This is a genomic window from Hymenobacter daecheongensis DSM 21074 (assembly GCF_900141805.1).
Taxonomy (GTDB): domain Bacteria; phylum Bacteroidota; class Bacteroidia; order Cytophagales; family Hymenobacteraceae; genus Hymenobacter; species Hymenobacter daecheongensis.
Window position 1 is genome coordinate 373,431 of sequence record NZ_FQYN01000002.1, and the last position, 24,037, is coordinate 397,467.

Below are 24,037 nucleotides of genomic sequence, written 5' to 3' on the forward strand. Positions count from 1 at the left end.
ATGTCCTTTCAGACTTCTTTTACCCCCACACGGGCGGGTCTTACGCTGCTGGTCGGCCTGTCGGCGATGCTGAGCGCGGCGGCGGCCGACAATCCGCTGCTGCCGGCTTTCAACCAGCCCATTGCCTTCGGCAAAGCCACCAAAGCCGACGTGCAGCAGGCCACGGCCACGATGGTGACCAACACCAAAGCCGCGCTGAATGCCGTCTACAACGTGCCGGCCGGCAAGCGCACCTTCGCCAACACGATGGTAGCCTTCGACAACCTTAGCGACGGGGTGGACCGGGTGGCGGGGCCCATCAGCATTCTGTTCAATGCCAGCCCCGACTCCACCATCCGCAACCAGGCCCAGAAGGCCCTGGCCCAGATCAGCAAGTATGGCAACGAGTTGGCGCTGGATGAGAAGCTCTACCGGGCCGTGAAGGACTATTCCAAAACCAAGGAAGCCCAGGCTCTGACCGGAGCGCACAAGAAATTCCTCACCGAAACCATTGAGGACTACGAGCGCAACGGCTTTGCCCTCACGCCCGAAAAGCGCAAGGAGCTGCAGAAGCTGAACGACAAAATCGGGGACCTGAGCCTGGCCTTCGGGGCCAACATTGCCAAGGACCAGAGCTTTATGATGGTAAGCGCGGCCGATATGAAGGGCCTGCCCGACGACTTCGTGAAGAGCCGCACCAAGGTCGGGGATGCTTACCGCATTGGCGTGGATGGGCCCAGCTACGGCACCTTTATGAAGTACGCCGAGTCGGAGCCGCTGCGCAAGCAGCTGTATGTGCTGTATAACAACCGCGCCGCCGACACCAACCTCGACGTGCTGAAGCAAATCCTGATTGAGCGGCAAAAAAAGGCCCAACTGCTGGGCTACAAAACCTACGCCGCCTACCAGACCAGCTCGCGCATGGCCAAAAACCCGGAAACGGTGTGGGCCTTCGAAACCAAGCTGGTAGACCGCGTGAAGCAGAAAAGCCAGCAGGATCTGGAGGAATTGCTGGTAGTGAAGCGCGCCTACCTGAAAGACCCAAGCGTAAAGGCGCTGTCGCCCTGGGAAACCAGCTTTTACAGCAATATCCTGATGAAGGATAAGTACCAGCTCGACGCGGAAAAGGTGAAGGAGTATTTTGAGGTGAACCACGTGGTGGAAGGCCTTTTCAACACCACGCAGCAGCTGTTCGGGCTGAAATTCAACGAGGTGAAAGACGCCTCGGTGTGGCACAAGGATGCCCGCATGTTTGAGGTGCAGCGCGACGGCAAGCTGATCGGGCGCTTCTACCTCGACCTGTTTCCGCGCGAGAATAAGTACACCCACGCGGCCTGCTTCGGCGTGCAATCGGGCAAGCAGACCAGCAAGGGCTACCAGCTGCCCACGGCCGTGCTGCTGTGCAACTTCAACGCCCCCACGCCCGGCAAGCCGGCTTTGATGAGCCACTCGCAGGCGGTGACGTTCTTCCACGAGTTCGGCCACGTGATGCACAACCTGGTGACGACGGCCGAGCTGAGCAGCCAGTCGGGCACCAGCGTGAAGCGCGACTTCGTGGAGGCGCCGTCGCAGATTCTGGAGAACTGGGCCTGGAACTACGACGCGCTGAAGACTTTCGCCAAGCACTACCAGACCGGCGAAGTGCTGCCCAAGCCGCTCTACGATAAGATGCAGGCCGCCCGCAACGTGGGCTCCGGCCTGGCCGCTTCAAACCAGATCCTGTATGGCACGCTGGATATGACGCTGCACGACAAGTTCGACCCGAACGGCGCGGAAACCACCACCGACGTGCTTAAGAAGCTGCAGAACCAGCTGACGCCTTTCGCCTACCTTGACGGCACGAACATGCAGGCCTCTTTCGGCCACCTCACCGGCTACGCCGCCGGCTACTACGGCTACATGTGGTCGAAGGTGTACGCCGAAGATATGTTCTCAGTATTCGAGAAAAACGGCGTGATGGACCAAAAAACCGGCCTGCGCTACCGCGACCTGATCTTAGCCAAAGGCGGCACCGACGACGAGTACCAGCTGGTGAAAAACTTCCTCGGCCGCGAGCCCAACCAGGACGCTTTCTTCAAGTCGTTGGGGCTTTGATTTAGTTGTCAGTTGTTAGTTGCCAGTTGTCAGGTTGTTCTGGCAGCTACAAACAAAAAGGCCCGAAGCATCAGCTTCGGGCCTTTTTGTTTGTAGCTGTACTTATCAGTGCGCTAAAGAAACTAACAACTGACAACTAGCAACTGACAACTAAAACCTAGCAGTACTCCTCAAACGCACCCTGCAGGTTGTCCACAATGCGCATCATGTCGTTGCCTTCGATGTGGTGACGCTCGATGACGTGGACCAGCTCACCGTCTTTAAACAGGGCGATGCTGGGCGAGGAGGGCGGATAAGGCAGCATGTGCTGGCGGGCCTGGGCTACGGCGTCGGTTTCCATGCCGGCGAATACGGTTACCAGCTTGGCGGGCTTCTTATCGGAGCTGGAAACGGCCAGCTTCAGGGCCGGGCGAGCCTTGGCGGCGGCGCAGCCGCACACCGAGTTGACGGCCAGCAGCACCGTGCCGCTCTGGGCATTGAGCACGGAGTCAACTTCTTCGGGGGTCATGAGCTGCTCGAAGCCGGCATCCGTGAGGTCTTGCCGGATCGGCGCTACCATGTATTCTGGGTAAGAGGCCATTGGCGAAAGGGTCGTAAAATGACTGAGAAAGAGAAAAATCAGGAATGGAGCCCGCGGGCGACGCAAAAATACGCAAACTCCGGCGCTTGCCTCTGCCTAACCCCAAACGCGGCGTTCTGGTTTGCGGCGGAGTGGCTTTGTATTTGCGGGGAAGCCGGCCCGGTGGGCCGGCTGGCTAGCCACGGGCCGGACGGGCTACTACCCGGCCGAGTATGCAGCTTTTCCGCTCATTGCTAAAATACCAATACGGTATAAATTTCCGGCATTGCAGCGGCCTTTCCGCAAATAAAATTACATTTAGCTCATCGAAGTCCAACCCCTACCCGCTATGCTGAAAATTTTTACTCTCGCGGGGGCGCTGTGCCTGACGGCGGCCGCTGCCCAGGCCCAGGTAGATACCGTGCGGGCCAGCACGCTGCCCCCCGCCCAGCAGGCCGAAAAGCTCTATAACAGCGGCGTGACCAAGTACAACGGCAAAAACTACCGCGCCGCCCTCCAGGATTTCGACAAGGCCCTGGCCCTGCGGCCCGATTTTGCCAAAGCCTACTACAACCGCGCCACCACCCGCTACGAGCTGAAGGACTACCAGCCCGCCGTGCAGGACTACGATCAGGCCATCAAGCTCGACCCCAACGGCTATACGGCCTACTTCGGGCGCGGGCAAGCCAAAGAGGCATTGGGCCAGAAGCCGGAAGCCGAGCAGGACTACGGCCACGTAACGGAGGCCAAGCCCGACTACGCCCCGGCCTGGTACTACCGCGGGGCGCTGCGCTTCGAAAAAGCCGATTACAAGGCCGCTAAAGCCGATTTTGACGCGGCCGTGAAAGCCGACCCCAACTACGCCTACGCCTACCACGACCGCGCCAGCGCCGAGCGACAGCTCGGCGACTTCCCGGCCGCCGTGCAGGACTACACCAAGGCCCTGAGCCTGCAGCCCGACCTGCTGCCGGCCCTGCTGAACCGCGCTGCCGCCCGCCGCCGCGCCAACGACCCTAAAGGTGCCCTGGCCGACTACAACGACTACCTGGCCAAAAAAACCGACAACCCCACCGCCTACACCAACCGCGGCGCGGCCCGCTACGAGGCCGCCGACTACAAGGGCGCGGTGGAAGATTTTAGCAAAGCCATTGAGCTGAACGACCAGTACGCCTATGCCTGGAACAACCGCGCCGCTGCCTACCTCAAGCTGGAAGACTACCCAAAAGCCGCCGCCGATGCCTCCAAAGCCATTGCCCTGAACCCGCAGTACGCCGAAGCCTACCTGAACCGCGGCCACGCCCGCGAAATGCTTCGCGACGACCAGGCCTGCCAGGATTGGCGCAAAGCCGCCGAGCTGGGCCTGGAAGCCGGCTCCAGCTACGCCGCCGCCTCCGGCTGCGGCAGCGAGTAAGACCGTGTCATCAGACCGTCAGGCGAAAAAGAACGTCATGCCGAGCGAAGCCGAGGCATCTCGCGTGCTGACGTTGCCAAACCAACTGTCATCCTGAGCCCAGCGAAGGACCTCTACCGCTTCGCTGAATTAGCAATCAGACGTCAGCACGCGAGATACCTCGGCTTCGCTCGGCATGACGTTCTTACTTAAACTTTTATCTACGCCTCTCTCCCGATGCAAACTCTCTTACGCATCCTTTTTCTGCTGGGCACGCTGCTGTGGGCCATTCTGGCCAATGGGCAAAACGTGGAGTTCAGCAAGGACCAGTTTGGCTCCGACAAGGACGGCCTGAAAGAAGCTCAGCGCGAAATAAAGCTCGGCGACGAGTGGTACGACCTCGACCCGCCGCGCTACGAGCAGGCCCTGCCCCACTATCTGGCGGCCCAGAAGTTTAACCCCAACAACGCCCGCCTCAACCTGCGCATCGGCAACTCCTACCTGCACTCCGGCTTCAAGCCCCGCGCCCTCACTTATCTGCAGAAAGCCTACCAGCTCAATGCCGACGTGGACCCCAACATCCATTATTACCTGGGCCGGGGCCTGCAGCTGAACGCCAAGTGGACCGAGGCCATTGCCGAATACAAGGCTGCCACGCCGGCCACCAGCGGCAAAAACGCCGCCGCCCAGGTGGCCGCCATTCAGCGCAAGATAAAGGAGTGCGAAAACGGCCGCGAGCTGATGGCCCGCCCCGTGCGCGCCTTCATCGACAACGCCGGGCCGGCCGTGAACTCGGCCTACGCCGACTACGGGCCGGTGATTTCGGCCGATGAGTCGGTGATGCTGTTCACCTCGCGCCGCGACAACTCCACCGGCAAGCAGCGCGACCCCGAAACCGGCGGCTTTTTCGAGGACATTTATCAGAGCACCCGCGGCAGCAACGGCCAGTGGTCGGCGGCGCGCAACCTGGGGGCCCCGGTGAACACCGACGGCCACGATGCCACCGTGGGCCTGGCCCCCGACGGCCAGCGGATGCTGGTGTATTCGGAAGACAACGGCGGCGACCTGGACGAGTCGGACCTGCGCGGGGTGGCCTGGCGCAAGCCCCAGAAGATGGGCGGCCGCATCAACACCGGCAAAAGCCACGAGTCGTCGGCGGCCTACACGCCCGATGGGCGCACGCTCTACTTCGTGAGCGACAAGCCCGGCGGCCTCGGCAGCCGCGACATCTACAAGGTGGAAATTGAGGGCCGCGGCCCGGCCGTGAATCTGGGCTCCGTCATTAACACGCCCTACGGCGAGGAGGGCGTTTTCCTGCACCCCGATGGCAAGACGATGTATTTCAGCTCGGAAGGCCACAACTCGATGGGCGGCTACGACATCTTCAAATCGGTGTTTGAGAACGGCAAGTGGAGCACGCCCGAAAATCTGGGCTGGCCCATCAACACCCCCGACGACGACGTGTTTTTCGTGATTTCGGCCTCGGGCCGCCACGGCTATTATTCCTCGTTCCGGGATGATGGGCTGGGCTCGAAGGACATCTACCAGATTACGTTTCTGGGAGCCGAAAAGCAGCCCATGCTCAGCCAGGAAGACCAGCTGCTGGCCTCGCGCATTCAGCCGGTGAAGGAAACCCAGCTCGCGCCGCCCGTGGCCATTGCCACCGCCCAGGTTACCATTCTGAAGGGTGTGGTGACCGATGAAGCCTCGAAGCAGCCCCTGGAAGCCACCATCGACGTAGTCGACAATTCCCGCAACGAGCTGATTGCCTCCTTCCGCTCCAATGCGCAGTCGGGCCGCTACCTGGTTTCGCTGCCCTCGGGCGTGAACTACGGCATTGTGGTGCGGCAGGAAGGCTACCTGTTTCACTCCGAGAACTTCGACGTGCCGGCCGGCGCGGCCTATTCGGAAGTCATCAAGGACATTGCCCTCAAGAAGCTCGACGTGGGCGTGAAGGTGGTGCTCAACAACATTTTCTTCGACTTCGACAAGGCTACGCTGCGCAAGGAAAGCACCGCCGAGCTGGAGCGCCTGCAGAAGCTGCTGGTCGAAACCCCGGCCCTGCGCCTGGAAATATCCGGCCACACCGACAACGTGGGCAACGCCGCCTACAACAAAGACCTCAGCCAGCGCCGCGCCAAAGCCGTGGTGGATTACCTCGTAGCCAAAGGCACCGACAAAGCCCGCCTCACCTTCGCCGGCTACGGCGACAACCAGCCCGTGGCCCCGAACACTACCAAAGGCGGCCGCCAGCTCAACCGCCGCACCGAATTCAAGGTGACGGGCAAGTAAAAGCGGGCCGCGTCAGACCACTTCTCAGCGCCGGAAATAGGCCGTGAACGTGGAGCCCACCCCGAGCTGGCTCTGCACCTCGATGCGGCCGCCGGCGTTTTCCAGCATCTTCTTCACCATATACAGCCCCACGCCCGAGCCCTCGACGTGGGTATGGAAGCGCTGAAACAGGGCAAACAGCGGCCGCTCGGGGCTCAGGGGCACGCCCAGACCGTTGTCCTGCACTTCCAGGGCCCAGTACTGCTCCTGGGCCCGGCACCGGATGCTGACCCGCGGCACCCGCGCCGGATGGTGGTACTTCAGGGCGTTGCTGAGCAGGTTATAGACCACCGAGCGCAGGTTTTTCTCGGAAAACGTGAGCGTGGCGCAGTCCTGCACCTCTACCGTGAGCTGCCCGGCCGTGCGGGCCAGCAGCGGGGCCAGGTCCAGGCGCACGTCGCGGACGATGGCGGCCAGCGCCACCGCGCTGGCCGCCATCGTCCGCGACGTGCGCCTGGACCTGGCCCCGCTGCTGGTGAGGTGCCCGATGGTGAGCTTGAAGCGGTCCACGGAGTCCTGCATCAGGGCCAGAATGTGGCTCACCTCGCCCACCCGAGTGGGCGGGGGCAGCTCTTGCAGCAGCTCGCTAAGCAGCCCTTCGATGTTGGTGATGGGCGCTTTCAGGTCGTGTGAGGCGGTGTAGACGAAGGTATCCAGGTCCACGTTGGTGCGCGTTAGCTGGGTGTTGGCCAGGCCCAGCTCGCTGTTGGCGGTGGCCAGGGCGGCGGGCTTTTTCCTCGCTTTCCAGCACCCCCTGCCGGGCCCGCACCTGGTCGGTCATGTCGTGGGCGAAGATCAGCACGCCATCCACTGCCCCGTGCGCGTCGCGGCGGGCCTGGCAGGTGAAGGTCCAGTAGATGTTTTCCAGGGGGCCGCCGTGGTGACGGGCCAGCCGCACGGGCAGCTCCTGGGCGGTGGCGGTGGTGCCGGTGCCGTACACTTGGCGCAGCAGGGCCGGAATGGGGCTGTCGGCCAGCTCGGGCAGGGCATCCATTAGGGCTTTGCCCAGCAGCTCGCGGCCTGGAAACAGCTGCTGATATGCCGGATTGACCAGCTGGTACACCATCTCAGGGCCGGCCAGAATCACGATGGGAATAGGGGCCTCCATAAACAGCGAGTGCAGCACCTGGCGCTGCTGCTCTATTTCCTGGCGGGCTTCCACCTGCTCGGTCACCTCGTAGCCAAACACCACCACGCCGTCGATGCAGCCGTGCTCATCGAAGCGGGCCTGCTGAATGAAGTTGAAGTAGCGGTCTTGCAGCTGGCCGCTGGTGGGGTTCAGAAACGGAATCAGCAGGTTTTCTTCCCGGTTGGTGCGGCCGGTTTCATACACCCGCCGGAACGTATGGAGCACGTCGTGGCCCGCGAGTTCCGGAAACGCCTCGGCCAGGCGGCGGCCCAGCAGCTCGCGGCCGGCAAACAGCTCCTGATAGCCAGGGTTCACCAGCTCATACACCAGCTCGGGGCCACTGAGAATGCAGATGGCGGCCGGCGCGGCCATAAACAGGCGCTCTAGGCGGGTGCGCTGCTGCTCGGCCCCGGTGCGGGCCGCCAGCAGCTGGGCGGTGCGGTCCTGCACGCGGGCCTCCAGCTCCTGGGCCAGTATCAGCAGCTGCTGCTGCGACTCTCGCAGCTCGGCGTAGTTGGCCAGGCCCTCCTCGTTGGCCACGCGCAGCTCCTCGTTGGTAGCGGCCAGGGCATCGTTCAGGTGCTGCACCTGCCGGCGGGCTTCCACCGGCTCGCTCACGTCGGTAGCCACCATAATTATCCCCGTGATGCGCCCATCGGCCTCGCGCAACGGATGATACACGAAGCTCCAGTATACGGTCTGGCGGCGGCCCTGCCGGTCGATGAACGAAGGCAGCTCGTGGGCTACAAAGGGCACACCCGTGGCCAGCACCCCATCCATCAGCTCCTCGAAGCCCTGTCCGGCCACCTCGGGCAGCAGCTCAAATAAGGGCGTGTGCAGCGCCTGGGCCTGGGAGCGGCCCCACATGGTGCACACGGTCGGGTTGGCCAGCTCAATGACGTAGCGCGGGCCCCGCAGCACGGCAAACCCCACCGGGGCCTGCTCGAACGCCCGCCGCAGCTCACCCAGCTCCACCTCGGCCACGGCACTGCCGGCCAGCTCCCCGCGCGGGTCGGGGCGGGCCGCGTGAGAGGTGAGGCTGACCACCAGCAGCGGGCCGCTGCGCCGGGCCACGAGCTGGCACCGCCTATCAGCCCCGGCGGCCGGGTCGGCGAAGTCGTGGTGGGCGGCGGTGTTGGTTTCGAAGGCCTGCCGGCATCGCGCTAGAATGACCGGGGCCTGCAGCGGCGCAAAGAAGCTGAGCAGCGTGCGGCCCGGCAGCCGGCGCTGCTGCTGGCCGGCGGGGTTGAGGTATTCCAGGCTGAAATCCACTAACTCGCCACCGGCCAGTGCATACAGCGGCCGCCAGAGCTGCACTGCCGTCGGCAGAACGTCCAGCAGCGTGCGCAGCAGCTCATCGGGCACGGCATCGGGTGGAAACGGGGCAGCGGGGGCGGGCATGGCGGAGGCGCGAAGAAGCAGGAGCAGAAGGCGCGGACCGGGCGGCCAACGGCCCCGGCACGGGCCGGAACTCAGGAAAGGTACGCTTATCCACGGCCATAGTTGAGGTTAGCGGTAATCCGGCATTCGGCCCGGTTCACCGAGGATTTGGCGGGGTTGCCGGTGCAAACCGCGCTGAACCAGTGCCCGCGGGCTATCTTGCCGGGCCTGGGCTTTTCGCGGCCTTCACCTTTTGGCATTTTTGTGCTGCCCCTTCCTTCCACCCTGCTCATTCGCGGCCTGCTGGCCCTGCTGCTTATGCTGCCCCGGCCGGGTGCGGCCCAATCGGGACCGGGGCGGCAGTTTCTGAAGCCGTTTGGGGCAGCCGAAGGTCTGCCCCAAACCTTCATCTACGCCCTGCACCAGGACCGCGCCGGTTACCTTTGGCTAGGCACCGCCGAGGGCCTGGTGCGCTACGACGGCACCGCTTTCGTGCTCTTCACCACCCGCCAGGGCCTGGCCGATAACTTCGTGACGCGCCTCGGCGAAGATGCCGCCGGTCGCCTCTGGGCCGACCATCCGCAGGGCCGCCGGTCGGGGTGGCAGGGGCAGCGCTTCGGTCCCGCCCCGCTCCCCGCCGGCCCCGCCGCTGCTCCCGATACGGCCGCCCTGCGCCGCCTACGCCAGCGCTACCAGGCCCAATTGCCGGCCCACACCGAGCTAAGCTGCTTCCTGGCTGACCGCGAGGGCAACCTCTGGCTGGGCACCGCCGGCCAGGGCCTGTGGCGCGTTTCTGACCAGCATATTACCTTTTTCCCCGACGCGGACGGCCGCCTGTGGGCCACGGTAAATGCCGGCCCTAACGCCCTGCGGCGGGCCGCCGCCGCGCTGCGCCTGCCGGCCCCCGTCACGGCCGCCATCCGCACCCCGGCGGCGCTGTGGGTGGGCACTGCCACCGATGGCGTGTACCGGCAGCCCGCCGCCGCGGCCGGCCCCGCGCAGCACTTCACCACTGCCAACGGGCTGCTGCACAACGCCATTTATGCCCTGCTGGCCGATGCGGCCGGGCGCGTGTGGGTGGCCACGCACGGCACCGGGCTGGCAGTGTGGGAGCAGGGTCGCTTCCGGCACTTCCGCCTCGGGCGCGGCGGCCTGAATGCCACCGCCCTGGCCACCGACCCCGCCGGCCGCGTCTGGATCGGGACCGAGGGGGCGGGGCTCTACGGCTATGCTAATGGCCGCTTCCGTCAGTATACCACCGCCCAGGGCCTGCCTTCCAACTACTGCTACGCACTGGCTCCGTTCCGGGTGCCCACCCGCCCGGCCGCCCGGCCAGCAGCTGACTACCTGCTCATCGTGCACCAGAATCAGCTGAGTGCCCTGCAGCCGGCCACCGGCCGCGTGGCCGCGCTGTCCGCCCCCGACAACCCGCTGGTGCGGGGCTGCCTGCCCCAGCTGGCCCCGGATTCGGCGCGGGGGCTGCTGTGGGTGCGCACCCGCACCGGCGTGCTGCGCGTGGACCCGCGCCAGTGGCCGGCCGCGCCCGCCGTGCCCACCGCCGTGCTGACGGGCGCGGATGTAGACGATGCGCGCCGCCCGGTGGCGCAGCTGGGGCAGCTTGCGGCCACGCGGCACCGGCTGGCGTTCCGGTTTCGCGGCATCAGTCTGGCGCGGGCCGGGGCGGTGCAGTACCAGTATCGGCTGCGCGGCTACCAGGAGGCCTGGAGCACGCCCAGCGCCGTGGCCGAGGCTCAGTTTCCGCGGCTCGATGCGGGCTCCTACGTATTTGAGGCGCGGGCGCGGCTGGGCGAGCGGGGCGCGTGGTCGGGGCCGGCGCGGGCGGCGTTTGGCATTGCCACGCCTTTCTGGCGCACCGGGTGGTTTGGGGCGCTGGCGCTGCTGATGGCCGGGGCGGCCGGGTATCTGCTCATGCGGGCCCGCGAAGCCACGCTGCGCCGGCAGCAGCGCCAGCTCGAAACCACCGTGCGCGAGCGAACTGCCGAGCTGCGCCAGCGCAACGCCGACATCGAGCACATGAACGCGGAGCTGGTGGTGGCGCGCGATGCGGCCGAGGCCTCGCGCAAGGCCAAGGCGCAGTTTCTGGCCAACATGAGCCACGAAATCCGGACCCCGATGAACGCCGTTATCGGCCTCACGCACCTGCTGCGCCAGACGCGCACCACGCCCGAGCAGCTCGAATACTTGCAGGCCGTGCAGTCGTCGTCGCAGAATCTGCTGGTCATCATCAACGATATTCTGGACAGCTCCAAGATGGAAGCCGGCCGCCTCACCCTGGAGCAGGCCCCGTTTCATCTGCCCGAGCTGCTGCGCCGGGTGCAGCGCATGTTCCAGTTTACCACCGAGTCCAAGGGCCTGTACTTTCACTTGGATATAGCCCCCACCGTGCCCGAGGCCGTGCTTGGCGACTCCGTGCGGCTGAATCAGGTGTTGGTGAACCTGGTGGGCAACGCGCTGAAGTTCACGGCCCGCGGCGGGGTCACGGTGCGCGTATCAGCGGCCGAAGGCGGGCCGGATGGGGCCACGCTGGTGCGCTTTGCCGTGGTCGATACCGGCATCGGCATTGCCGCCGATAAGCTGGAAGCCATCTTCGAGGATTTCTCTCAGGCCAATACCAGCACCACCCGCGAGTTTGGCGGCACCGGTCTGGGTCTGAGCATTGCCCGCAGCCTGGTGGCGCTGCACCAGGGCCGCCTGTGGGTGGAAAGTGAGCTGGGCCGGGGCTCCGAGTTCATCTTCGAAATCCCCTACCACGCCGCCGACGCGGCCCTGATGCGCCCCGAAACCACCGGCCCGCTCACCCGCTTCGAGCCGGCCCTGCGCGTGCTGGTGGCCGAAGACAACGACCTGAACCAGCTGGTGGCCCGCAAAACCCTGGAGGCCTGGAATGTGACCGTGACCGTGGCCGCCAACGGCCGCCTGGCCGTGGAAGCCGCCCGGCAGCAACCCTTCGACGCGGTGCTGATGGACGTGCAGATGCCGGAAATGGACGGCTACGAGGCCACCCGCCAGCTGCGTACCCACTTCCCCGACCCACGCCGGCTGCCTATCATCGGCCTCACGGCCTCGGCCCTGCCCGAAGACCGCGCCCTGGCGCTGGAAGCCGGCATGAACGACACGCTGGCCAAGCCCTTCGACCCGGCCGTGCTCTACGCCCGCCTGGCCCACTACACCGGCCGCACCGCCCTGACGCAGCCTGCGCCGCAGTCCGCGGCCGTGCCGCCCCAGCCCGTCGTCGAAGCTCCTTTCCGACCCGATTGGACCGTGCTGGAAGAGTTGGCCGGCGGCAACGAGGCGTTTATCACGCAGATAATCACAACGTTTCTGGACCAGGCTCACGCGCTGCACGAGGCGCTGCAAGCTGCCGCCCACGCCGCTGATACCACTGCCCTAGCCCAGACGGCCCACAAGCTGAAAGGGCAGGTGGCCTACTTTGGTGTGCCGCAGCTACACGCGCACCTCGGCCAGCTCGAACAGTTCCGCGAAAAAAAACCTCTTCCTCCTGACCTTCCGGAGCAGATAGCCACCACCGGCAGTCTGCTCCGGCAGCTGTGCGCCGTGCTCCAGGCACGCCTCACACCCTGACGGGCTGCGCAATTTACCGGCTGAGGCGGTCGGCATTTCGCCCCTGCTCCCAGGCAATATTCACCCAGTCACTTTACTGGCTTTTACCAAGGCTTCCTATACCTTTGCCGCTATGCCAAATTCAACCGTTCCGTTGCGCTGCCTGGTAGTTGACGATGACCCACTTTCGATCCAGATTGTGGAAAATTGCATTGCCAACACGCCTTTTCTAGTTTCTACCGGCACCTGCGACAGCGCCATTGCCGCCGCTGAGGTGCTGCGCGTGCAGCCCGTCGATTTGCTGTTTCTGGATGTGGAAATGCCGCTCATGTCCGGCATCGATTTGCTGCGCACGCTCCAGCATCCGCCGCTGGTGGTGCTCATCACCAGCAGCCAGAGCTACGCGGTACAGGCCTTCGAGCAGTCGGTGGTTGATTATCTGGTAAAGCCCGTCAGCTATGCGCGGTTTCTGCAGGCCGCCCAAAAAGCGCTGGAGCTAGCCGAAAGCCGCCTCACGCCCGCCACCGCGCCGACTGAGGCCGATGCCGATTTCACCTTCGTGAAAGTGGACACCCGGCTGGTGAAGGTGCTCTTTGATGAGGTGCGCTACGTGGAAGCCCTCGGCGACTACGTACACATCGTGACGGGGCAGAGCAAGCTCATCGTGTATAGCACCATGAAGGCCGTGGAGGAGAAATTTCCGACCGCGCTGTTCGCCCGCGTTCACCGCTCCTTCATTGTGAACATTAAGCGCGTGCAGGCCATCGAAGACAATACCATCATCATCGAAAACAAGCACATTCCCATCGGGCAGACCTACCTGCGCGACGTGCTGCAGCGGCTGAACAAGTTTTAAGTGCAACCATCCGGATTTTCTACCTTTTTCGGGCGCTGCGGGGCGGGCTTGGTGCTGCTCTGCGTGCTGCTGCTGGCCCAGCTGCCGGGCCACGCCCAGCGGGCCGGCGATACGCTCAGCGTGGCCTGCCCGCCGCCGCGCGTGGTTGAGCTGTGCGTCGAGCTGGATGCCATCCGCTCCGTAGACTCCGGCAGCGGCCCGCTCACCTACCGCTGGGATATGGGCGATGGCACCACGCTCACTGGCCTCACCGTGGCGCACTGCTACGCCACCCGCCAGCGCTACCTCGTACGCCTCGACGTGGTGGAGGACGAAACCGGCGAAGTGCGCCCCGATCAAAAGGTCATTCCCGTCGATTTCACCCAGGAAACGGTAGTCAACTTTCTCATGCCTGATACCGTGCGCGTGGGCCAGCCCGTGGCCTTCGATGCCGTCGACTCGCAGCTGCCGACCTGCGAAAATATGGTGGTGCTCTGGGATTTTCGCGACGGCTACGTGACCAATGGCCGCCGCGTGCAGCACACCTTCCGCCGACCTGGCCGCTATGCCGTGCGCATGAGCCTGCGGGCCAACGGCCCCGACCCCTGCCCCGACAGTCACTGCGTGAGTCGGGTGCTGGTGGTGCAGCCTTGAGCAGAGCCAGTAGTATCTATCAAAGGCTAGGCAGCCTATTTTTACTTAGTATATTACTAGAAAAACGATTTGACACAGTACTTATCGTTTAAAAAGTTGCTTTATTTGCACGCAGGTTAGCCAATTAGTATTCCTTCCTGCCCTTTTTGTCATGAATAAAGCTTCTATTCTGCTGCTGCTCGCCTTCAGCCTGACCACCGCCGCCCACGCCCAGCAAGCCCCCGACCTGCGGGCGCAGGCCGCGGAAGCCACCCGCAAGCTGGCCCAGCAGATTTCCCTCGACGATGCCCGTAGCGTGCAGGTGCGCCGGCTCACGTATGAGCGCCTGACCCAGGAAAATGAGGTGAGCCGCCAGTATGCCGTCGATGCCGCCATGCGCCAGAACAAGCTGCGGGTAGTGGGCGAAGAATACGCCACCAAGCTTCAGGCGGTGCTGTCGCCGGCCCAGTTTCAGCGCTACATGGCGCTGAGCGCGGCCACGGCTCCTACGCCCGGCACTGCCGCCACGCCCTCGGCCTCGCGCAAGTAGAGCGCTTGGGAGCTGTTTTGAGTTGATTTTTTGGCTTACCAAAGAGGGATAGACGAGATGCATAGCGACGGTCTTGTCGGCCGCGCCGCAAAGTAAGTTTCGCTCAGGGATGAGGCGCAAATATGCGCCTCATCCGCGTTCCGGCGGCTCTTTCGCCAGATCAAAACCGCTCCTTAGCCAACTCGCTGGCGGGCGGCCACTTCCCGGGCTTGCTCCCGCGCCGCGTTGGCGGCCAGAATATCCAGTGCCAGTTGCCAGAGCGCCTCATACGGGATGATTTCTATCTCGGCAAAGGCCTCGCCGGGCTGGGGCGCTTCGCGCAGGCGCTTTAGCAGGGGCTGCGCCTTTTTCTCGCAGGCCTGAGGATTGAAGTGCTCCTTCACGGTGAGCACCAGCAGCCGGAAAAACAGCTGACTGCGGAGCGTAGCCGCGTCGCGCAGGTGCCGGCGCTCATATTTGCGCAAGCCCTCCAGGCGCGACAGCAGCCCGTCTACATCCTGCTGCCGCAGATAATGCAGGAATTGCAGAATCAGGATGGCCACGTTGTAGCCCTGCTTGTCGCGGCTGTAGTCGGGCAGGGTCTGCACGAACTGGTTGAAGTGCCGCAGCCGCAACGGCGACACTTCGGGCTGCACGAAGTGAATGTAGGCCCGGAACAGGTCCCAGCGCTGCCGCGCCGCCACCCGCTGCTTGCGGAAATACGGGTTTTTGAGCGCCAGCTCCAGCAGCTGCAGCGCCTTGCCGTATTGCCCCGCGTGCAGGGCCAGCAGCACGTAGTTTTCCAGAAAGAAAAACCAGTTGCCCGACGAGGGGTGAAAGTCCTTGAAGTACTCCTCGGCTAGCGCCAACCCCTTTTCGGCCTGCTTGCTGCGCAGGTGCGCATAGGCATTCATGTAGTTGTTGAAGCGCTTGTCGAAGCGCTTGCGGTTCAGCTTGCCCTGGGCCGCCTGCCGGGCCGTGGCCGAGGTGAGCCGGATAATCTCGGCGTAGTTGCCCGTCAGCTCCTGCTGGGTGAGCCGGATCAGGTACAGGTAGTTGAAAGTGGTAAAGCTCTTCGCCTTGTCGTGGAGGCGCTGCAGCTTTTCCTGGTAGGCCGGAATCTCATTCAGCAGCGTGCGCCGCGTGCGCACGGTGTGGGCCAAAGCCAGCTTGCTGCTGCCGTATATCTGGCCGGCTTCGTCTTCCAGCAGCAGCAGCTGCTGGTACTTGAGCAGCTGGGTGCTCATGGCCTTGTAGCGGGCGGGCTGGCGCAAATCGGCATAAAGCGTGCAGAGCAGGCGGGCGGCCAGCACGGCATACTGCGTAAATTCGCCGTCCAGCGCCTGCCGGAGGCATTTGCGCAGCAGCTGTTCGGCCAGCGCATACTCGCCTTCGCCATACAGCACCGTCACCTGATGATACAGGCTCAGGCACTGCAGCTCGTAGCGCCGCGAAACCAGGTGGCGCGGATCGGCCTGATCCAGGAAGTAGAGATGGTTGAGCAGCTTCTGCTGCACCCGCGACTTAAGCTTGCGGAAGGTAATCAGGCTGGCCGGGCTGGCTTTGCCATACAGGCCCTTGGTAAGCTGGAGCTGCGTGCTATCCGGGTCAGCTTCCAGCAGCTGAATGAGCTGGTAGTCTTTATGTTTGGCGGCGCGGGCAGAAAAGTCGAATAATGGTGCCTCTTTCAGCCTGCGGTCCGTCACAATTTTAGCCAGATTACTAAGTTTCTCCATATAAAAAGTACGCTGGCTCTTATTCTGAGCTATCCGGCGCCTAAATAAAGCGAATAAAAGCCTGTCACAAAAAAACAGGATGTGGCCTTTATTCTTGACCCGCTTTGCCCCCACCTTTGCAATGGGTAAATTTCATCTTTTTTGCAAGCCATTTGTCACAAATACCTGGCTTACGTCGGCGTTCGATTGATTTTCGCGGCTCCGATACTGAAACCAGAGAGCGCACGGCCACATTTTAGCACGGAATTTTACAAAAAATATTAGAAATATTCAAGTCACGTTTACAACAACTCTTGCCTTTCGACGAGGGCCGCACCCGCCCACCTTTGTATCAGTCAATCACCTGAACCACAAACAACCCTCGTCATGCTAGAGCTTATCACCATCGCCCTGCTGCAAATCGCCAGCCTCAATACTTCCGCCACTGCTCCTGCCAGCGCCGCCTCGCTTGCGCCTGCTGCTACTACTACCACCACCACTACCAACAACACCGACGGCTCGGGCCACGGCGGCTGGGGCGGCGGCATCATCTAAAGCGGCCGCGCTTCCGGCAAGATTCCGGCATCCTGCAGAAACTTGGCTAACTTGCCCGGGCCCTACTTCTGTACGGTTTCCTTTCCATGAAGCGATATTTACTGGGCTTAGGCTGCCTCCTGGGCTTGAGCGTTTGCTCATCGCCTACCCCCAACCACGCTGATACAGTCCGGATTCGGTGGGCGCGCGACCCCGAAAACCTGGATCCGCTGGTGCTCCCCAACGCCCAGGCCGTTGAGACAACCAACCTGCTGCACTGCAGCCTGCTCACGGTTGACTACGCGCAAAAGAAGTTTGTGCCGTGGCTGGCCGAGACCATGCCCACCGTGCGCCGCACCGACTCGCTGACGCTGGTGACCTACCGGCTGCGGCCGGAAGCCGCCTGGGACAACGGGCAGCCGATACTGGCCAGCGACGTGGCGTTTACGCTGAAAGTGATGAGCTGCCCCGGCCTGCCCAACGAGGCGGCGCGGGCGCAATTCGCCTTCATTGAGTCTATTCAGCTCGATTCGCTGGACCGGCGGCGGTTTACGCTTGCTTTCCGGGGCAAGTCGCCGGACCTGGTGCAGGCTTCCGGCGATTATCCCATTCTGGCCGAGCATCAGCTGGATCCACGGGGGCAATTGCGGCACATTTCGCTCGCGGCACTGCGGGCCGATACGGTCCAGGCAACCCCCCGCCGCAGCGCTTCTGTAACGGCGTTTGCCAGGGGCTACGCGCAGAAAAACCTGGGCCGGCATCCGGAAAACCTGCCGGGCAGCGGTCCTTACGTCCTTAAAGAATGGCGGGCCGGCCGCCATGTGCTGCTGCAGCGCAAGAAGCAATGGTGGGGCGACCGGGTGCCCGCGGCTCCGCCGCAACTCCGGGCTCACCCCAAAACCCTTGACTATCAGATAATCACCGACGATGCAACGGCCCTACTGGCCCTGCGTCGCGGTGATATTGATGTTTACCCCATGATGCCGGCCAAGGAGTTTGTGCGGCTGCGCCAGAATCAGAAAGCCGGCGACCTGGCGTTCTACACCGCCGACTCGTACGAGATGCTGGCCGCGGGCTTTAATATGCGCCAGCCCGCCCTGCGCGACGCGCTTACCCGCCAGGCGTTCAGCCACTTATTCGATATTCCAGGACTGATTCAGGCCAGCCAGCAAGGTCTGGCTTACCCGAGCGTGAGCCTGGTGAGCCCCACGGCCGGCCCGCTCTACAACGACAGCCTGCCGCTGCTCACCTTCGACCCGCAAAAAGCCCAGGCCTTACTAACTCAGGCCGGCTGGACCCGCAACTCCCAGGGCTGGACGCGCCACCCGGCCGGGGCCGCCCCGCAACGCCTCGAACCCACGTTCAGCTATCGGGCCGGCGAACCGGCCTACGAGGCCGTAGCCCTGCAATTTCGGGCGGCGGCCGCCAAAATCGGTATTCAGGTGCAGCCGCGGCCCATGGAAGCCTCTTTGTTCAGCCAGCAGCTGCGGGCCGGCCGCCTGGAAATCTATCTGCAATCGTTGAGCGGCAACCCTTTCGTGTACAACTTCGCCCCCATTCTGCACTCGCAGAGCACCGGCTGGGGCAATTTCACCGGGTTCGGCACCGCCACCACCGACCAGCTGATCGAGGCCATTGCCGCGGAGGAAGACCCAGCCCGGCAGGCGCAGCTGCTCCGCAAGTTTCAGCGCGTGCTGCGCCAGGACTGCCCGCTGGTGGTGCTTTATTTCCTGCGCTACCGGCTGGCCGCCGCCCGCCGCCTCACCAATCTGCACGTCACGGGGATCCGGCCGGGCTACGAGGCCGCCGCCATCAAAAGTCAGCCGGCCGGGGCTGTGCGGCCGTAGCGCATGGGGCGTTTTCTGCTGCATCGGCTGCTACGGGCGCTGCTGGCAGCCTGGGCCATTATATCCGTCATCTTTTTGCTGAGCCGGGCGGGGGCGCAGGAGCGGCCGCCGGCCAGCCGGTTAGCTGAGGGCAGCCTGTCGGCTACCACTGCCTCGCCGGTGCAGCGCCGGCAGGCCGGGCAGCTGCAGCAGCGGCGGCTGGGGCTCACCGGGCCGCTTTTCTACGTTTCGGCGGCCCCGGCTCCCGCCGCCGGCCTGGGCTGGCGCTGGCACTGGAACGGGCGGGCAAATCAGTACCATCAATGGCTGCGCCGGCTGGTACATGCCAATCTGGGCGTATCCTTTCGGGACGGGCAGCCGGTGACGCTGCTGTTGGGCCAGTCGTTGCGCTACACGCTGCCGCTCACGGTGGGCGCGGCCGTGTGCTCCATTGGTCTGGTCTGGCTGGTGGCTCCGCACCTGGGCCGCCCCAGCTGGCGGCGGCGCTTTTTGCTGGGGCTGTTTTTCGTGGTAGATGCGGTGCCGCTGTTCGTGGTGGCGCTGCTGCTACTCCTGCTGCTGGCCAATCCGGATGCGCTGGCCTGGTTTCCGGCGTATGGGCTGGGCCCCGAAGATGCGGCGGCTCCGTGGCCGGTTCGGCTCCAGGCGCTGGCCTACCATCTGGCTTTGCCCTTGCTGACGCTGACGCTGGCTAGCTTGCCCGCGCTGGCCGTGCCGCTGGATGCGGCCCTGCGCCACGAACTGCGGGCCGACTACGTGCTGACCGCGCGGGCCAAGGGTCTGCCCGACTCCCTCGTGATTCGGCACCACGCGCTCCGCAACGCCCTGCTGCCGGCCCTCACGCTGCTCACGGAGCTGCTGCCGGGGCTGGTGGCGGGTTCGGTCGTGGTGGAGCTGGTGTACTCGTTGCCCGGTATGGGCCGGCTGCTGGCCGAAGCCGCCGCCGCCCACGATTATCCGGTGCTGCTGGGGGGCGTGCTGCTCATTGCGCTGGTGCGGCTGCTGGGCCAGCTGCTGGCCGACTGGCTCTATACCCTGGCCGATCCACGCATTCGGCTGCCCGTATGAGCCGGCCGTTTCGCTCCCGCCCCAGGCGCTGGTGGCTGGCCCTGGGCTGGCTGCTGGCGCTGCTGTTCGCCGCGCTGCTGGCCCCGGTGCTGCCCCTGCCCTACGCTCCCGATACCACCGACCTGACCGCCATTGCCGAGGCCCCGCTCACCGGCTCACACTGGTTGGGCACCGATCCGCTGGGCCGCGACCTGCTGGCCGGGCTGCTATTCGGGGCCCGCACCGCTTTGCTTGTCAGCCTGCCGGCCGCCGCGCTGGCCACGCTACTGGGCGGGCTGATTGGCGGCATAGCGGGTTTTTGGGGCAATACCGGCCTGCGCCTGCCGCTGAGCTACGCCGCCGCGGCCGCGGGCACCGGCCTCTTCCTGCTCGGCTTTCACGGTTCGCCGACAATAGTTTGGGCCGGAGCCAGCGCCGTGGCAGCCGGTTTGGCGGGTGGGGTGGCCCTGCTGGGGCGGCGGGGCTACCGCCGCACCGTAGCCGTCCCGTTCGATGCGCTGGCGCTGGCGCTTATGGCGTTGCTGGCTTCCATTCCCTTACTGGTGCTGGTGCTGGCCCTGGCGGCGCTGTATCCGCCCTCTTGGCCGGGCCTGCTGGCGGTGCTGGTGCTCACCTACTGGCCCGGTCCGGCCCGTCTGGTGCGCGCCGAAATTCTGCGGATCCGCGCGTTGCCCTACATCGAGTCTGGGTGGGCGCTGGGGCTGCCGGCGGTGCGTATTCTGTGGCGGCACGCCTTGCCCAACTGCTGGCACACGCTCAGCGCGACTTTTCCCCTGAGCGTAGCTACCCTCATCGGACTGGAAACCACACTTTCTTTCCTGGGGGTTGGCCTCCCTCCTGAAACAGCCAGCTGGGGCCGCCTGCTGGCCGCCGCGCGACTGGCCCCCACGGCCTGGTGGCTTGTGCTAGGGCCCGCCGCGGCCATCATCGGCACCACCGTCGCGTTGCGCCAGTTGGCTGTCCGTGAGCCGGCCCACTAACCGTATTCCTCCGTCACAAAAGCGTGCCCTTAAAGCACTATAGCGCTACGTTTTTTGCTTGCAGATCGAATTTCTGGGCAAGCTCCAGCTGACCCAAACGATAAAAACCGATTTCAAAAGCTTAAATCGCTTCTTTATCACCGCTAGGCCGCAACCAGGCAGGTTTTAGGCAGCTTTTTCACTATGTCACAATTACAGCAATACTGTCCTTTACAACACTGCTTTTAGCGCCTAATATTGTCATAAGAAACGGCTCTCCACAAGGCGTAGTCGCTTTACAAAAGCTGCTCCGCAGCTACCAGTATGAATCCGCTTTCCGTCAAACGTCGTCAGGGATACGCTCTACAGTACTTAGTGCTTGAAATGGCGGCTTATCAGGCAGTAGCTGCCAGTACGCTGGGGTTTCAGATGATCGATGGCGAGTGGGTATCACACGCGGCGGGGCAAGCGGCCCTGCACAGCGGCAGTGCCGTGTTAATAGGCGGCCTGCTCGTAGGCGTGGTGGCCCCGGAAAACGGTATGTAATAAGCAGTAGTCAATAAAAGAGAATTGGGTTTGCGCGGCCGCAGTTGCTCGCGGCAGCAAGCCACACAAGGTTGTTGCAATAGGTGTGTGAAAAACCGCTGGTCCTGCCGGCGGTTTTTTTGCGTTTCTCCCATTCCCGGCGGAACACTCAGGCAGACTCCGTCTGGCGGGCCAGCAGCGCAATGCCTTCGGCAAAGGAATGCGGCTGATAGCCCAGTTCGCGCTGCGCCTTGCTGATGATGAAGCCCGTGCGGGCCGGCCGCCGCGCCGGCTGCGTGAAGGTGCTGGCATCTACCCGCTCGATAAGCGTCTGATCCAGCCCGAAATAGTCGGCTACCTGCCGGGCCATCTGGTAGGGCGTGAGCAGCTCGCTGCTGCTGATGTGGTAGATGCCAGTAGCGTTTTGCTGGGCCACCAGCCAGCAGCCCTGGGCCAAGTCTTCGGCCAGCGTGGGCGTGCGAAACTGGTCATCAACCACCTCAATGTGCTGGCCAGCCCGCAGCGAGTCGCGCACCCACTGCACGATGTTGGTGCGGCCGTAGTTGTGGGCAGTACCGTAGACCAGCACCGTGCGCACGATGGCCCAGGGGCCGCGGCTGGCCCGCACAAGCAGCTCGGCGGCCAGCTTACTTTCGCCGTAGAAATTGACGGGCGCGGGCACGGCTTCCTCAGCCAGCGGGCCTTCTTCGCCGCTAAAAATAAAGTCGGTGCTGACGTGGGTGAGGTGCACGGCCAGCCGGGCGCAGGCTGCTACCAGGTGCTGCGTGGCCGTCACATTTTGCAGCCAGCACGCTTCGCGGTTCAGCTCACACTCGTCCACCTGGGTCATGGCGGCGGTATGAATCAGGTGGGTGGGGCGCTCCTGGTCCAGCACCTGGTTTACCTGCTCTGCGCTGGTCACGTCGAGCGGCACGAAGCGCACGTGCGGGTAGAGCGCGGCCAACTTGTTGGGGCCGCGGGAGGTGGCTATCAGCGTCACGGCGGAGTGCTGGTGCAGCAGGGCTACCAGTTTCTGGCCCAGCAGGCCATTGGAACCCGTGATGAGGAGGCGGCAGGCCATGCGCTACTCGTACTTGTAGCCGTAGAGCGCGGTTATCTTCTTCTTCTTCAGCTTCTCTACTTTCACCGTCATCTTGATGTCGGTAGTGGGCCGGTCGCTGTCGTTTTTGGGCTGCGCGGCAATTTTATCCACCACCTCAAGACCACTGATTACCTGCCCGAAAACGGTGTAGGCCGCATTGAGATGGGGCGTGCCGTTGTGATTTTGCACGATGTAGAACTGCGTGGCGCTGCTGGCGCGGGTCGGGTTCACGAAGTCGCCCTGGCGGGCGGCGGCCACGGCCCCGAACTTGTGCTGCAACTCGGGCCGAATTTCGGCCGGAATGGTGGCTTCGTTGGGCTGGCCCTGACCGTCGTTGGTGGGGTCGGTGTCTTTGGAGTTGGCATCGCCGCCCTGCACCATAAAGTTCTGGATGATGCGGTGAAACGTGGTGCCGGTATAGAAGCCGCTTTTGGCCAGCTTCAGAAAGTTGGCCTTGTGCAGCGGGGTTTGGTCGAACAGAATCAGGCGGATGTCGCCCAGCGAGGTGCTGATGGTGACGACCTCATCTTTCTTGCTCTTTTTGGGCGCTTTGGCGGCGTGCAGCTGCGCTACCGTCAGCAGCAAAAACACCCAGATCAGCAGCGAAACGCGGGAAACAGTTTTCATCGGCGAAAATAAAGTTAGGACTGAAGCCGGGCGAAATTACGCGGTTTCTTTGGTCGGGGCCAGAAAATCAAAGGCCAAGCAGTAGGGCGGCGGCATGAAAAGCCCGGCCCTGCAACGCAGCAGCCGGGCCGGGCACGCTATTCGGGGTTGCTCCGCAGTGCTATTCCTCGTCGCGGTGGCTGCGGATGGCCGCCAGAATCTCGGTTCCGCCGCGACTGAGCACGTTTTCGGCCACCTTCACCCCAATGGCTTCGGCCTGCCGGGAGTCGGAAGTAATTATCTTTTCCTCGATGTACTGCTGGCCATCAAGGCTGATGAGGCCGCCGTGGAGTTGCAGAAAGCCATCGGGATGCAGCTTGGCCAGGGCAAACGACGGAATGCTGCACCCGCCTTCCATGGTGCGCAAAAAGGCGCGCTCGGCCAGCAGGCACAGGTGCGTAGCTGGGTGGTCGAGGGTACGGCGCAGATCGAATTTCAGCTCCGGCTCGAGGCTGCGGGCGCACTCAATGGCCACGCTGCCCTGCCCGGTGGCGGGCACAAACTGCGTTTCGGGCAGAATGTAGCGGATCAGCGAATCGTAGTTCATGCGGTGTACGCCGGCGTAGGCCAGCACCAGGCCGTGGTATTGCCCTTCTTCCAGCTTGCGCAGGCGCGTCTGCAGGTTGCCGCGGGCCTCGGCAGTGGTGGCATTGGGGTAGTAGCGCTTCAGCATGGCCTTGCGGCGGGTGCTGCTGGTGCCCAGCACGAGGTCGGGGCGGTGCAGGTCGAGGGTGGGCGCGTAGCTTACTATCACATCGTTCACCCGCTCGCGCTTCATAAAGGCCAGCAGCTCCAGATCATCGGGGATGGTACTTTGCACGTCTTTGGCGCTGTGCACGGCAATATCGATGTGGCCCGAACGCAGGCTCTGCTCCAGCTCCTCGGTGAACACGCCCTTGGCCCCAATCTTATCCAGCGAACGGTCGAGCACCAGGTCGCCGGTGGTGGTGATGATGACGATTTCGGTGGGCAGGCCGGCGTGCGCCAGGCACGCCGCTACATGGTTGGCTTGCCACAGCGCCAGCTTGCTGCCACGAGTACCGATGCGGATAGTTTTCAAGGAAGTAGCAGGACGATTAGGGTGAAGAAAAAGATGGCCGGGCCAGCAGCCGGAGCGGCGGAGCGTTTGCGAATTGGCCGCAATTGGCTTTTGTTTGCTCCCGGCAAAGGTACAAATACC

Annotated in this window: 19 protein-coding genes; 12 read left to right on the top strand and 7 right to left on the bottom strand. The window is 63.8% G+C overall.

Translation table 11 applies throughout. The annotated features are described in order from the left end of the window. Positions 1-2,073, top strand: coding sequence for a M3 family metallopeptidase (locus BUB62_RS04480; RefSeq protein ID WP_073106698.1), 2,073 nt, complete (start codon positions 1-3; stop codon positions 2,071-2,073). A 157-nt stretch (positions 2,074-2,230) separates the two neighbouring features. On the opposite strand, the gene BUB62_RS04485 is transcribed toward BUB62_RS04480, so the two are convergent. Further along, positions 2,231-2,653, bottom strand: a complete 423-nt coding sequence (locus tag BUB62_RS04485; RefSeq protein ID WP_073106700.1) for a BrxA/BrxB family bacilliredoxin — start codon at positions 2,651-2,653, stop codon at positions 2,231-2,233. Positions 2,654-2,981: 328 nt separating this feature from the next. Here BUB62_RS04485 and BUB62_RS04490 point away from each other — a divergent pair, with 328 nt between their 5' ends. Then, positions 2,982-4,043, top strand: coding sequence for a tetratricopeptide repeat protein (locus tag BUB62_RS04490; protein ID WP_073106702.1), 1,062 nt, complete (start codon positions 2,982-2,984; stop codon positions 4,041-4,043). 216 nt (positions 4,044-4,259) lie between these two features. Continuing rightward, the gene (locus tag BUB62_RS04495) at positions 4,260-6,314 is read left to right on the top strand and encodes an OmpA family protein (protein ID WP_073106707.1); all 2,055 of its coding nucleotides are present in this window, start codon (positions 4,260-4,262) and stop codon (positions 6,312-6,314) included. 24 nt (positions 6,315-6,338) lie between these two features. On the opposite strand, the gene BUB62_RS04500 is transcribed toward BUB62_RS04495, so the two are convergent. Both BUB62_RS04500 and BUB62_RS04505 read right to left on the bottom strand, forming a co-directional pair. Beyond that, positions 6,339-7,016 carry a sensor histidine kinase gene (locus BUB62_RS04500; RefSeq protein ID WP_073106710.1) on the bottom strand — a complete coding sequence of 226 codons (678 nt, stop codon included), beginning with the start codon at positions 7,014-7,016 and terminating at the stop codon, positions 6,339-6,341. After that, the gene (locus BUB62_RS04505; protein ID WP_073106713.1) at positions 6,940-8,883 is read right to left on the bottom strand and encodes a PAS domain-containing protein; all 1,944 of its coding nucleotides are present in this window, start codon (positions 8,881-8,883) and stop codon (positions 6,940-6,942) included. Before BUB62_RS04505 ends, BUB62_RS04500 begins: the two co-directional genes overlap by 77 nt. A 243-nt stretch (positions 8,884-9,126) precedes the next feature. Between BUB62_RS04505 and BUB62_RS04510 the strand changes: the two genes are divergently transcribed. The 4 genes from BUB62_RS04510 (at position 9,127) to BUB62_RS04525 (ending at position 14,462) form a co-directional block, all read left to right on the top strand. Then, positions 9,127-12,465, top strand: a complete 3,339-nt coding sequence (locus tag BUB62_RS04510) for a hybrid sensor histidine kinase/response regulator (protein ID WP_143164027.1) — start codon at positions 9,127-9,129, stop codon at positions 12,463-12,465. A gap of 112 nt (positions 12,466-12,577) precedes the next feature. After that, positions 12,578-13,300 carry a LytR/AlgR family response regulator transcription factor gene (locus BUB62_RS04515; protein WP_073106719.1) on the top strand — a complete coding sequence of 241 codons (723 nt, stop codon included), beginning with the start codon at positions 12,578-12,580 and terminating at the stop codon, positions 13,298-13,300. Beyond that, on the top strand, positions 13,301-13,933 hold the full coding sequence (locus tag BUB62_RS04520) for a PKD domain-containing protein (protein ID WP_143164028.1): 633 nt from the start codon (positions 13,301-13,303) through the stop codon (positions 13,931-13,933). A gap of 151 nt (positions 13,934-14,084) precedes the next feature. Beyond that, positions 14,085-14,462, top strand: coding sequence for a hypothetical protein (locus tag BUB62_RS04525; RefSeq protein ID WP_073106723.1), 378 nt, complete (start codon positions 14,085-14,087; stop codon positions 14,460-14,462). Positions 14,463-14,635: 173 nt separating this feature from the next. On the opposite strand, the gene BUB62_RS04530 is transcribed toward BUB62_RS04525, so the two are convergent. After that, on the bottom strand, positions 14,636-16,177 hold the full coding sequence (locus tag BUB62_RS04530; protein ID WP_073106726.1) for a hypothetical protein: 1,542 nt from the start codon (positions 16,175-16,177) through the stop codon (positions 14,636-14,638). 366 nt (positions 16,178-16,543) lie between these two features. Between BUB62_RS04530 and BUB62_RS19265 the strand changes: the two genes are divergently transcribed. The 5 genes from BUB62_RS19265 (at position 16,544) to BUB62_RS04550 (ending at position 21,110) form a co-directional block, all read left to right on the top strand. Next, positions 16,544-16,711 (top strand): hypothetical protein, encoded by a 168-nt coding sequence (locus tag BUB62_RS19265; RefSeq protein WP_159437405.1) that lies wholly within the window; start codon positions 16,544-16,546, stop codon positions 16,709-16,711. 86 nt (positions 16,712-16,797) lie between these two features. Then, entirely contained in the window at positions 16,798-18,537 is a 1,740-nt protein-coding gene (locus BUB62_RS04535) for an ABC transporter substrate-binding protein (protein ID WP_084538825.1), read from the top strand. A 3-nt stretch (positions 18,538-18,540) separates the two neighbouring features. Further along, positions 18,541-19,605, top strand: coding sequence for an ABC transporter permease (locus BUB62_RS04540; protein ID WP_073106730.1), 1,065 nt, complete (start codon positions 18,541-18,543; stop codon positions 19,603-19,605). Then, entirely contained in the window at positions 19,602-20,585 is a 984-nt protein-coding gene (locus BUB62_RS04545) for an ABC transporter permease (RefSeq protein ID WP_073106733.1), read from the top strand. The genes BUB62_RS04540 and BUB62_RS04545 overlap by 4 nt, the downstream gene beginning before the upstream one ends. Positions 20,586-20,888: 303 nt before the next feature. Beyond that, a complete protein-coding gene (locus BUB62_RS04550; RefSeq protein ID WP_073106736.1) occupies positions 20,889-21,110 on the top strand; it encodes a hypothetical protein in 222 nt (73 codons plus the stop codon). Positions 21,111-21,258: 148 nt separating this feature from the next. On the opposite strand, the gene BUB62_RS04555 is transcribed toward BUB62_RS04550, so the two are convergent. The 3 genes from BUB62_RS04555 to hemC all read right to left on the bottom strand — a co-directional run bounded on the left by BUB62_RS04555 (position 21,259) and on the right by hemC (position 23,917). After that, positions 21,259-22,170: an SDR family oxidoreductase gene (locus tag BUB62_RS04555; RefSeq protein WP_073106739.1), complete on the bottom strand. Its 912-nt coding sequence runs from the start codon at positions 22,168-22,170 to the stop codon at positions 21,259-21,261. A 3-nt stretch (positions 22,171-22,173) separates the two neighbouring features. Further along, complete coding sequence (locus tag BUB62_RS04560) at positions 22,174-22,818, bottom strand: peptidylprolyl isomerase (protein WP_084538826.1); 645 nt, start codon at positions 22,816-22,818, stop codon at positions 22,174-22,176. A 160-nt stretch (positions 22,819-22,978) separates the two neighbouring features. Next, on the bottom strand, positions 22,979-23,917 hold the full coding sequence (hemC, locus tag BUB62_RS04565) for a hydroxymethylbilane synthase (protein ID WP_073106742.1): 939 nt from the start codon (positions 23,915-23,917) through the stop codon (positions 22,979-22,981). Between the last annotated feature and the right edge of the window lie 120 nt (positions 23,918-24,037).